This window comes from Bifidobacterium sp. LH_413, from assembly GCF_056357015.1.
Genome location: NZ_JBKEVK010000005.1, coordinates 37,662 through 50,728 on the forward strand (window position 1 = coordinate 37,662; position 13,067 = coordinate 50,728).

General features: G+C 66.8%; 4 protein-coding genes. All 4 read left to right on the plus strand.

Annotated elements, in window-relative coordinates:
* Positions 1-38 precede the first annotated feature (38 nt).
* The 4 genes from AC1AYN_RS08395 (at position 39) to AC1AYN_RS08410 (ending at position 13,017) form a co-directional block, all read left to right on the plus strand.
* Positions 39-2,768, plus strand: a complete 2,730-nt coding sequence (locus AC1AYN_RS08395; RefSeq protein ID WP_476532908.1) for a family 43 glycosylhydrolase — start codon at positions 39-41, stop codon at positions 2,766-2,768.
* Between the two features lie 78 nt (positions 2,769-2,846).
* The gene (locus tag AC1AYN_RS08400; protein WP_476532909.1) at positions 2,847-5,429 is read left to right on the plus strand and encodes a glycosyl hydrolase 53 family protein; all 2,583 of its coding nucleotides are present in this window, start codon (positions 2,847-2,849) and stop codon (positions 5,427-5,429) included.
* 96 nt (positions 5,430-5,525) lie between these two features.
* Positions 5,526-10,706, plus strand: coding sequence for a family 43 glycosylhydrolase (locus AC1AYN_RS08405; RefSeq protein WP_476532910.1), 5,181 nt, complete (start codon positions 5,526-5,528; stop codon positions 10,704-10,706).
* A 298-nt stretch (positions 10,707-11,004) separates the two neighbouring features.
* The gene (locus tag AC1AYN_RS08410; protein ID WP_476532911.1) at positions 11,005-13,017 is read left to right on the plus strand and encodes a bacterial Ig-like domain-containing protein; all 2,013 of its coding nucleotides are present in this window, start codon (positions 11,005-11,007) and stop codon (positions 13,015-13,017) included.
* Positions 13,018-13,067 lie beyond the last annotated feature (50 nt).

Consider the following 13,067-nt stretch of genomic DNA (forward strand, 5'->3'; position numbering starts at 1 on the left):
GATACACCGGTGTGTCAATCGGAATGGAGGAGCTGAAGATGTTCATGCGGAAAGTGGCGGCGGCCGTATTGGGGGTGACGTTGTCCGTTTCCTGTTTCGTCGCCGTGGGTCCCGCATATGCGGCTCAGGGGGTACGGGCCGTCGATCCGGAACCGCGGGTCTCGGCCGATGCGTATGTGATTCCGCCGCTGTTGCGTTCCGGTGATGCGTTGCCCGCGGCCCCGGCCGGCGTGTCGGTCGCGGTGGACGCCCAAGGGGCGACGGTCTCCGATGGCGTCGTCACCTCGGATGCGGCGACTCCGGTGACGGCGACGCTCACCGCCACGCTGAAGGGCGACGGGCCGGATGGCGCGGATGGCGGCGTCGTGTCCAAGACCTTCACGGTCACCGTATTGCCCGCGTCCGCCCGAAAGCTGCTCGGGTACCAGCGCACTCCGTATGACGGCGCCGACGGCCCGCTCAAGGGCAACGACGGCTCGTCCGCCTACAGCCTCCATCTGGCGCTTGACGGCGCGGACGGCGACGCCGGCGAACCGGCCGCCTGGACGGCGCTCAACAAGAACTACGGCATCATGTTCTCGCGCACCTACTCGGCCCGGAAGGACACCGGCACCGGCCTCATCGATCCGGACGTGTTCGTGCGCAAAGACGGTTCGTACGGCGTGATCGCCACGCGCACCGGATTCCAATACAACCAAGCCACCGGCACGCCGGACGCCTCCGCCAAAACGAGCGTGCTCATCGCCACCACGAAGGACTTCCAGACCTTCGAACAGGAAAAGAACGACAATACGGTGAACGTGGGCGAGACCAACGGCGTGAACGATCCCTACGCCGTCTACGACTCCGCCGCAGACCGCTACGTGGTCGGATGGACGGACGACGACGGCGTGAGCAAATACACCACCTTCGCCGAGCTCGACGGGCCGGATTCCGTGCACGGCGATGTCGTCGAAGGCGAAGTGCCACGGTCCGGCGCCGTCGCCACGGCGAACGGCATCGAGGACTACGTGCCCGGATACGCCGTGCCGATCGGCGACGATCTGGCCGACGCGCTGACCAAGCGTTTCGGTCGCGTGACCAACACCGGCCACCGCGAATTCGACGACGTCACCGTCGCGCGGCACTCCGACATCGCCAAGGCCGACCTGCCCAAGCAGGTGACCCTCGACTATTCCGACGGCTCCACCGGCACATTGCCCGTCTCATGGGACACCTCCACCGTGGACACGGGCAAGCCCGGCGTCTACACCATCAACGGCACCGTGCGGCAGACGAACTATGATCCGAAGGCCACGGGCAAGGACTACACCGTGCCGTTCGCCGAGGACCGCGCCGACCCCGACCTGTACAAATTCGCGTGGAGGCACAAGGTCGACGGCAGGGAAGTGACCGAGACCAAGTACCTGTTCACCGCCACCAACGACACCAACGGCGACTGCCGACTGCTGCCCGACGGCAAAGGCAACTACCTCGCGATCCGCTCCGGGGACAGCATCGAGGCGCTCGCCGATACGGCCGGCGATCCCGAACGGACGCTCGACGGCGCGACCGGCGGCAACAAGCTGGAATCCGTGCTGCTGAAACCGGGCGAGCGGATCGAACTCGGCGACAGCGGCCGGACATACGAGATGGAAGGCAGCTTCTGGGCGCCCGAAATCCATCGCATCGGCGGCAGGCTCTCCATCCTGTTCGCGGTGAACAGTCTGGCCAACGGCGCGGAGGACACCAACACGCAGTCCGCGATCATGCAGCTCAGGCAGGATGCGGACGGCTACGACCTCGATCCGACCGTCGCCGCCAACTGGGATACGCCGCGCATCATCACCTACGCCGACGGCAGGACCTGGATGGGATCGTTCTGCGACATGACCTTCCTGAAGAACCATGCCGGCAAGGCGTATTACATGTGGGCCGGGTTCGCGATCAGCCCCATCGACGAGTCCACGCCGTGGAAGATCAAGGCCGCTTCGAACAGGAACGATCCGAATCTGGTCGAACTGCCCGGCAAGGACTACGCATGGGAGGCCGGCGGCGCCTATGAGGGCCAATACGCGATCGAGCATGACGGACGCTACTACGTGACGTATTCCGCCCGCCGCGTGGACGGGCGCTACACGCTCGGCTACCAGTCCGCCGCGGTGGACGCCGACCTCATGGATCCGGCCAGCTGGAGCAAGCCGATGACCCCGACCCTGTTCTCCTCCCTGGTCGACGGCGAATGGCAGTCCGGCCCCGGCCACGCCGCGTTCGCCGAAGGCCCGGACGGCGAGCTGCTGTTCGTCTACCACACCTACTCGCACGTCACCCGCGCCGACGGCTTCAACGGCGGCGGAAAGGGCGACGGCACCGGCGACGCGGTGAAGAAGACCAACGGCCGCGACGCCTACATCCGTCGTGTCCACTGGGGCGCGGACGACCGTCTCATCCTCGACATGACCCCGTCCGAGGAACTTTCCGACGCCAACAGGACGGTCACGATGAATGTGATCGTCGAGGCGGACGGTGCCGCCGGCGGCGAAGGCGACGGCGGCGAAACGGTCGATCCGGAGACGCCGGCCGACCCGGGCAAGCCCGTCGGACCGGGGACCTCGGAGGGCGCGGGCGGCGCAATCGATCGGCATGAGACGGACAATGCGGCCGATGACGTCCCCGCCCACGGCAAGCTGCCGGCGACCGGCGTCTCGGCGTCCGGTCTGGCCGGCGTGACCGCGCTGATGGCCGCCGCGGGCATCGGCACGGTCGTCTGGCGCAGACGCCGCTCATGACGTTCCGCGGGGCGGTCCGGAAGGATCTCCGTGGTCGTCTCATGAAGAGACACCGGTGTACCGAAGAAAGGAAGAACCATGAACATGAATGCGCTGACGCATGATGCCGCACGGGAGAGGCGCCGTGGCCGGTCGGGGATACGCCTGTTGGCGGCGTCCGCGGCTCTGGCCGTGGCGCTCGGCGCGGGAGCCGTTCCCGCGTCCGCGGCGGAAGACGCGACGGACGGCGGCGTACCCGAAGGCGAGGTGAACGTCGGGAAGATCGAAGGACTGAGCTCCGACTTCATCACCGGAGCCGACTTCTCGTCGCTGCTCAGCGAAGAGGAAAGCGGCGTCACCTACCGTAATCCGCAGGGAGAACGGCAGGACGCGGTACGGATCCTCAGGAACGCCGGCGTGAACTATGCCCGCGTGCGCGTGTGGAACGATCCGTTCGACGCGAACGGCAACGGATACGGCGCCGGCAACGTGGACGTGAACCGCGCCATCCGGATCGGCAAACGTGCCACCGAGGCGGGCATGAAAGTGCTGGTGGACTTCCACTACTCCGATTTCTGGCCCGACGGACAGCCGGCGCCGAAGGCGTGGAGGCAGTACGTCTCCGACCCGGACAAGATGGCCGAGGCGGTCCACGACTTCACCAAGGAATCCCTGGAGAAATTCAAGGCGGCCGGGGTCGACGTGGGCATGGTGCAAGTCGGCAACGAATCCAACAACAAGATCACCGGCATCTCCGGCGCCGACGACATGGCCAAGATCTACAAGGCCGGCAGCGCGGCCGTGCGCGAGGTCTACCCCGAAACCGACGCCGACGGAGAGCACGCCGTGAAGGTGGCGCTGCACTTCAACCAGAAAGCCAAGGCCTCATGGGCCGACGACTTCGAACGGCGGGGCATCGACTACGACGTGTTCGCCATGTCGTTCTACGCCTGGGGCTCCACCAGCATCGCCCAGGTGGCGAACGTGCTCAGGACCGTGGCGAAGACCCACCACAAGGACGTCATGATCGCGGAGACCGCATGGCCCTACCAGATCGCCGACACCGACGGATACAAGAACAACTACGGCCCCCACAACGCCGACAAACTCAAGGCCTATCCGGTCAGCCCGCAGGGGCAGGCCGACAACATCCACGACGTGGCGGCCGCGATCAGCGCCATCGGAGACAACGACGGCGACGGCCATGACGACGGTCTCGGCTTCTTCTACTGGGAGCCGGCATGGATCGCGGTCGGCCCGGCCGACACTCCCGAACAAATCGAGGCGAACCGCGACAAATGGCGCAAATACGGTTCCGGCTGGATCAGCGAATATGCCAAAGGCTACTACAAGTCCGGCGGTTGGGCCGGCACCACCGACGGCTCCGGCTGGGACAACATGGCGCTCTTCGACGCCAAAGGCAACGCGCTCGGATCGCTGAACTCGTTCGACTATATCCGCACCGGCGCCGCAGCGCCGCACACGTTCCTCGGCGTCGAAGACACGACCGTCACCGTCCCCGAAGGGGAAATCGTCACGCTGCCGCGGCAGGTCACCCTCACCTACAAGGACGGCAGGAACGAACAGGAGGACGTCACATGGCGCGGATCCCTGGACTGGGCCGCCGGATCGGGCACCTTCACCGTTACCGGCGTCACCGCCTCCGGCCATACCGCGAAGGCCGTCGTGACCGTGACCCCCACCAACCATCTGTCCAACCCCAGCTTCGAGGACGACGACATGGGCAAGTGGACCGTCACGCTCGACCCCGGATTCGAAGCAGACGCCCAATTCACCCGCAAGAAGAGCGGCAACTCCTCCGACGGCAGCTACGGCCTGTACTACTGGTCCGGCAAGGACGGCGGCAAAGGTGCGAGATTCAGCGCCTCCCAGACCGTCACCGGCCTCAAGCCCGGCACCTACCAGCTCACCGCCACCGTGCGCGGCACCGACATGTCGGACACGGACACGATGACCCTCAAAGCCAGCGCCGACGGCAAGGACTACGCCAATCCGATGACCGCCATCAACACAGAGCTCGATTCCACCGCCACCGTGCCGAACATCGTCGTGGGAGCGTCCGGCACCGTGACCGTCACGCTCGACGCGGCGCTCGCCGGCGGCCTGTACGGCACCATCGACGACTTCACCCTCACCCAGGCCTCGAATCCGGAAGGCATGGACGGATTGAACGCCGCCATCACCAAGGCCGAGGGCATCGACCGTGACGGATACACGGCCGAATCCCTCGCCGCGCTCGACGAGGCGGTCGAAATCGCCAAGGTCGTGGCGGCGGGATCCGCCTCCACGTCGGCTTCGATCGCCAAGGCCACCGCATTGGTCGACGACGCCATCGAAGGCCTCGTGCCGGCCGGGACGAACCCGGGCGGTGGAGAGAACCCGGGCGGCGGGGACAATCCGGGCGGCGGGGACAATCCGGGCGGCGAGCATCCCGGAAACACGACCGATCCCGGCGATGGCGACTCCGGCGATGGCGACGGCGGCCACGGCAGCGCGGGCAAGCCCCGGGACGAGGCGGGAACCGTGGCGGCCGGCGGCACGGAAGTCAGGCGACTGCCGGACACCGGGGCGTCGATCGTCGGCGCCATCCTCGCCGCCTCGGCCCTGATCGCCGGCGGAGCCGTGGCGATGGTCGTCTCCCGGCGTCGTGCGGACAGGTAGAAGGCCGTCGCCGATCCGATCCGACGCACGATCGACATGCCCATGCATCATCCGATCCAACCCACATCCAACCCGATACACACAGAAGGAGCGAGTATGACAACCCCATTACGGAAGGCGCTCGCCGCATTGGTCGCGGTGCCGCTTTCCCTTGCCCAATTCATGGTGGCCGTGGCGCCCGCCGCGGCCGCGGACACGGCGACGGTCCCCGACCCCATCGCCAGCTATCCGCTTGAGACCGACGCCGACGACTCATCCGCGAACAAGCTGAACGGTGAGTCGAAGGGCGTGACCTTCGCCGGCGGCGAAGGCGCCACATTCGGCGGCGGCAAGTCCGGCGGCGCCGAATACATCAAGCTGCCGGACGGACTGGCGGCGAAGTTCCAATCCAAGAACACCGTCACCATCAGCGCCTGGCTGAGGAACGACACGGCCAAGGCGAACACCGCCGCGCTCTACTTCGGCACGCAGGGGCCCACGCCGGTGCATTACTGGCTGCTCAATCCCAGCTACGGCAAGTTCAAGTCGGTCATCACCGACGGCACCGATGCCGCCAAATCGTGGAACACCGAAATCGGCCTGTCCGACACGGACACCACCGGGCTGCTCGGCAAGTGGGCCAACTACACCACCGTCATCGACGCGACGTCCATCACCGGGTACCTCAACGGCGTCAAGGTGTCCGAGGCCAAGCGTTCGGCCGACCTGACCCTGGCCGGTTTCGGCGAGACCCTGGAGACCTACATCGGCAGGTCGAACTACGCCGCCGACAAGACCTGGGGCGGAGCCGTGCAGGACGTGCGCTTCTACGATTCCGCGCTGGACCAGACACAGGTGCGCGAGGTGTTCACCGACGCGCGGACCGATGCCACCAAGCAGGCCGTGGCGCGGAAAGCGGCCGACTCGCTCGGCCTGGGGGATCTGGGCGACGTCACGTCGAACCTCACGCTGCCCACCGCCGGTGACTACGGATCGACCATCGCATGGCGGTCCAGCGCGCCGGACGTCATCGCCGCCGACGGCACGGTGACGCGCGGGACGCGGGACGCCACCGTCACCCTCACCGCGACGGTGGGCTTCGGCGGACAAACCGCCACGAGGGAATTCGAGGCCACCGTCCCCGCGAACACCACCTCGCCGGCCGAGGCGCTGGACGGCCTCGATCTGCCGTATGTGCTCGCGGCGGGGGACACGCTGCCCGCCAAGTCCGGTGCCGTGGCGCTGAGCTGGACCAGTTCCGACGACACGCTCGTCAAGGACGGCAAGGTGATCGGCAACACGGACGGCAAGGGGCTCGCCGACGTGACGCTCACCGTCACCGCCACCCATGAGGGACATCCCTCGAACAGCCGGACGTTCAACGTGAAAATCGCGGAAAGGCACGCGGTCTATGGCGCCTCCTACACCATCCCCGGCTCCAACCTCAACCGCAAGGCCTCGATGCATCTGGCCCTGAGCGACGACGGCAAGACCTACGAGGCGTTGAACCTCAACGAGGGCGTGCTGTACGCCGCGGCCGACTTCACCGGCACCAACGAGCTCAACGGCCGAGCCAAGTGGATGTCCAACCCGTACGTGTTCCGCATGAAGGACGGCACCTTCGGCGTGCTCGCCAACCAGACGGACGCCAAAAGCAACAAGAACACCGAAACCCTAGACCCTGCGGCCAAGGGCAAGGCGCTGTTCTTCACCTCCGACGACCTCATCGCCTACAAGCAGGTCGGTCTCGTCGCCTTCGACGAGGACGGCGGCGACGTGATCGCGCCCACCGCGCAGTACGACAGCGCGCTTGACGCCTACCGCGTCACCTGGAAGGACGCCGACGGCAACACCTACCGGGCGTCCACCAAGGACTTCGCCGAAGTGACCGCCGGCGAGCGTGTGGCCGCCGCCGACGAGAGCAAGCCGGACATCGGCGTGGCCGACGCGTTGGTGGGCGGCCGCTTCGTGCTCACACGGGCCGAGGCGAAGCGTCTGCGCGCGCGGTTCCTCCAGGCCGTGAACACCGGCGTCGAAGGGGCGTCCAAGCCCATCGAGAAGACGCTGACCGTGGGCGACAAGGCACCCACCGCGGCCGATCTCGGCTCCGTCACCGCCACATACAGCGACGGCACCACCAGCAAGCTCCCCGTCAACTGGAACGCCGACGAGCTGGCCAAGGTGAACACGAGGAAGGCAGGCACTTACGAGGTGACCGGCACCGTGGAATCCAAGGACTACGACTTCCCGTTCCTCACGGAGACGGTGAACGGCAAGACCAGCGACGTGGGCAGCCCCGATCCGGAGGTGTTCGTCTACAACGGCAGCTACTACTTCGTGTCCACCACCGGAGATTCGGTCGGCGGCGAGCACAACGGCCAGAAGCGGCTGTACATGCGCGGACCCTCGAAGACCATCGAGGGCCTGCAGACCGCCAAGGTCACCAAGATCACGCCCGATTCCGAGGACGAGATGCTCGCGTGGGCGCCCGAAATCCATGAGATCAACGGCATCACGTACCTTTACTATGCCTACGGCGACGTCTGGCAGAACATGCAGAGCCAGATCGTGCCGCTGAAGAAGGGCGGCGACCCCGCCAATCCGAACGACTGGGAATGGTCCAAGCGCAAGGAGGTGAGGCTCGCCGACGGGTCGATGACCCAGCCGCGGGGCAACACCATCGACATGACCGCCTTCGAGAACAACGGCACCTGGTACGCGATGTGGTCCGACCGCATCGTGTACACGGACGAGACCCGCACCAAGGAGAAGGCCGGCACCGCCGATCTCAAGATCGCCACGTTCGACCCGGCGAACCCGGCCGTGCTGACGTCCACGCCGGTGATCGTCGCACGGCCCGACGCCGGATGGGAGCGGTACGCGGAGTATCCGATCGTGGAAGGCCCCTACGCACTGCACCATGACGGCAAGATCGTGGTCACCTACTCCGGCGCCGCCACCAAGCCGTGCTATGCGGTCGGCCAGTTGACGGCCGAGGAGGGCTCGAACCTGCTCGACCCGTCCAGCTGGCGCAAGGAGAACGCGCCGCTGCTCACCTCCACGAACATCCAAGGCCAGTGGGGGCCGGGGCACAACGCCTACTTCACCGGCCTCGACGGCAAGCTGTACACCGCCATCCATGCGCGCAAGAGCCCCCAGACCAAGGGCGGCGAGCGCTACGCCACCGTCCGCGCCGTGCGCTGGGGACCGGAGGACAACATCATCCTCGACATGACCTCCGCCCGCGAGGTCGCGGAAGGGCAGCGCAAGGTGACCGTGAGATTCACCGTGGACAAGGCGCAGACGCCGGCGTCCGATCTGGGGCTGGCCGTGGAGAGGACCGCGCCGAACAACCAGGTGCTCTCGCAGACCGTCAGCGACGGCGGGAACGGCGACAAGAGGCTCGCCCTGGTGCTCGACTACTGGACGCCGACCGGCGGCAGCGACGGCACGAAGACCGACACGTCGAAGCTCTCGCTGACCTTCACCGCGGCCAAGGGCGCCACCGTCACGATGGCGGACGGCTCCGCGATCCCGGCGACCCAGGACCTGACCAAGCCGTTCAAGGTCAAGGTCACCGCCGCCGACGGGTCCGCGTCGCAGGTGTACGACGTCTCCGCGCAGGTGCTCGTCACCCCGATCCGCATCCCCGGCCAGAAGGCTCCGACCGGCGAGACCGGACGCATGTTCTTCGCCGACCCGCAGGTCGTGGCCTGGGGCGGCAAGTACTACATCTTCCCGACCACCGACGGCCATTCCGGCTGGAGCGGATCGCAGATCCACGCCTTCGAATCGTCCGATCTGGTGAATTGGGAGGACAAGGGCGTCGTGGTGGATCTGAAGGACCAGAACCTCGACGGCACCCCGGATTCCGACATCCTGCCCAAGCGCACCTCCACGGCGTGGGCGCCCGGGTTCGTCGAACGCGACGGCAGGTTCTACCTGTACTTCTCGGGCAACGAGGGAGCGAAGGGCACGAATCAGACCAACGTGGCCATCTCCGATCCGGCCAAGGGCGGCACGATCACGTCCGGCTACGTGCTCCAGGGCGACGCCGGCGCCGGCAAGGACGGCAAGGTGACCTCCAACATCGATCCGGCCGCCTTCGTCGACCCCGCCGACGGCTCGTACTGGCTCACCTGGGGCCAGTCCGGGGACCGAGGCGCCTACGCGCGGCTCAACGACGACATGAAGACCGTCGGCGCGAAGCATCAGGTCGGCAGGACCGCCGCGCAGGGGCTCAACGAGGGGCAGTATCTCACCGCCCGCAAGGACCCCGCCGACAAGTCCGGCAGGACGTGGATCTACTACTTCACGTATTCCAAGCACGACACCAACGACCCCCGCTACTGTGTGGGCTACGCGATGGCCCGCGGCGAAAGCCTGGCGAAGGTGACGAAGTGGGAGTACGGAGGCGAGATCCTCAACCAGGACACGTCGAAGGGCATCCTCGGCACCGGGCACCATTCGATCCTGCAGGTTCCCGGCACCGACGACTGGTACATCGTGTACCACGCGTTCCTCACCGACGAGATGCGCCCGCGCGGCGTCGACGCCGACACCGGCGAACGGATCCGCACCGGCAACAAGCGCGAGGTGCGCATCGCGCGCATGACCTACGGCGCGGACGGCACGATCACGACCGTGCCGGTGACATACGAGGGCGTGCCGCCGGAGACCACGCCGTCCGTGTCCGTCACGGGCGCGGTCGCCGGTTCCGGTTCCGGTGATGCCGTGACTCCGGTGGGTACGACGCTGACGGCCGCGTTCAACGATGGTTGGAAGCTTTCGTCCGTCCAGTGGTATCGCGCGGATTCCGCCGATGCCGCGGACGTCGCGAAGGCCGTCGCCATCGACGGCGCGACCGCCGCCGAGTACACGCTGACCGATGCGGACGCGGGCAAGACCGTGTTCGCGAAGGCCATCGGCGAGAACACGACCGGCGTCCTCCAGAACGCGCAGCCGGGCACCGCCGGCGCGTCCCCGTCGAAGACGTTCGAGCTGACCAGCGCCGACACCGTCAAGGTCGCCGCCAAGCCGGAGCCGACACCCGAGCCGGAGCCGGAGCCGGAGCCGACACCCGAGCCGGAGCCGGAGCCGACACCCGCGCCGAAGCCACAGACCGGTGCGCAGCAGCAGGGTGGTTTGCGGCCTGATGCGGGCGAACCGAGCGGTGACGGCAACGATAACGGCGGCATGCCCGCGACCGGCAGCGCCGTGGCCGGTGTGCTGGGCATGGTGGCCGTCCTTGCCGCTGCGGGTGTCGGCCTGACGGTCTGGCGCAAGCGCCGCGCATGACGCGGCCGGCGGTGTGACGGCCTGATGAACCGGTGATGCCGGATATGGAATCGTCCCTGGACCCGGGGCGCTCCGTATCCGGCATCACCGTCTTCCATGCCGGATGCGGAGCGCGGGCGCGGGCCCGGGTGCTCCGTTGTCGTTTTCTGCCGTATGCTTGTCGTTTTCCGATGGTCCGGCCAAGGTGTCGCGGCCGTGGGGGAATGCGATGATGAAGGGGTTTCGTGAACGCTCACGAAACGAATGGACAAGGCAAAGGCCATCGATGCACCGGTGCATCGATGATGAGACAGAGGTGATGATGCGTATACGGACATTGACGGCGGCCATGCTTTCGGCCGTGCTGCTCCTTTCGGGATCGCCCGCCATGACCGCCGCGGCGGCCTACGCCGCGGATGGAAACGCGGCGGATGAGACGACCTCCCGTCAGACGCGGGGCGACACCGATGCCGGTGAAGGACGAAACGCCTTCGACCCCACGAAGACCACCGACTATCTGTTCGCGTACTTCACCGGCGGCGAGACCAAGGCCACCGACGAGCAGATCTATTTCGCCACCAGCCAGGACGGCACCACATGGACCGATCTGACCGATGACGGCAATCCCGTGCTCACTTCGGACCAGTACGACAAAGGCCTGCGCGACCCGTTCCTCCTGCGCGGGGAGAACGGCGAATACTATCTGCTCGCCACCGATCTGAGCATCTACCAGCGCAGGCTGAACGGCGCGGAGAAGCCGTGGACCGATGCGATCACGCCCGGCAAGGGCAGCACGAGGCTGGCGATCTACGAATCCGATGACCTGGTGCACTGGAACGTCTCCTACCCGGACGTGGCGTCCAAGACCGACGGCGGATGCGCGTGGGCGCCCGAAGCGTTCTGGGACGCCGCGAGGCAGCAGTACGTCGTGTACTTCGCCGTGAGCTCCGACCCGAACGAACAGTTCGACAAGTCCGACGCGACGAACATGTACTACGTCACCACCAAGGACTTCAGAACCTTCTCCGACCCGGTCAAGTGGATCGACTTCTCCGCCCCCGCGCTCGACATCACCGTGACCAAGGTCGGTGACTGGTACTACCGGTCGATGTCCACCAAGGCGGGCTCGCGCAACCGCGACGGCGTGATCTCGCTGGAACGCAGCAAGGACTTCTACTCCGTGACCACCGGCACCAACTACGCCAGCGCCGACAAGACCGGCGACTGGGAGGCCCTGACCTCCGCCGACCAGATCTTCGGCGCGGGCTACAAATCCAAGATGGAAGGACCGGAGCTCTTCGAATACAACGAGGACGACTGGTCCAAGGACGCGGACGGCGACGCCGTGCCCACATGGGGACTCATGGCCGACTACATCCGCGACGGCGGCAAGGGATACCAGCCGTTCCGCACCACCGATCTGAACAACACCGTTCCGGCCGGTCAGGAGGGCAGCGCATGGTCGAAGGGCGACGACATCGACTTCGGCACACTGCTCAAGCGCCACGGCACGATCCTGCCGATCACCCGCGCGGAGTATGTGCGTGTGACCAAGGCCTACCACGGTTCCGTGCCGTCCATCCCCGGTTCCGGCCCCATCGAGGTCACCAAGCAGCCCGCCAAGACCGAGTATGCGGTAGGCGACGAATTCGATGCCTCCGGGCTGGAAATCACCCTGACCGATGCCTCGACCGGTGAACGGCGCGTGCTCGGCTCCGACGAATACACGATCACCGGTTTCGACTCCTCGAAGGCGGCCGACTCCGTCACCCTCACTGTGAGCCTCAACCTCGACCCGCAGCGAACCGCCACCTTCACCGTGAGCGTACGCGACGGCGGTGCCACGCCCGCGAAGTCGCTGACCGTATTGGACGCCGCGAACCGTGCCGTCAGGGACGTGACGGTCACGGTAGGAGAGAAGACCACGCTGACCGCCGTCGCCAACGGACTGGCCGAGGGCGCCGAAATCACCTGGAGCGCCGCCGACGGTTCCGTGGTCTCCGCCGATTCCGCGACGGGCGAGACCGTCACATTCACCGGCCTCAAAGCCGGTTCGACCACGGTCACGGTGACCGCCGACGGGCAGGCCACCGAATTCACCATCAACGTGGTCGGGGACGGTACACAGAACCCCGGAGGCCCGGGCGACGCGGACAGCCCGGGTGATCCGGGCAATCCGGACAACCCGAACGCGAGCGGAGACAAGGATGCCGGCAAACCCGGCGACGCTCTCTCTGCGACCGGTGCCGCAGCACTCGGCCTGGGCGGCGCGGTGGTTCTCCTCACCACCGCCGGCCTGGGACTGGCCATCCGGCGCAGACGCCACGCCTGACGGCCGATGCCGGCGGTCAGGCGCGACCGGCCCTCATCGTTCGGACGGGT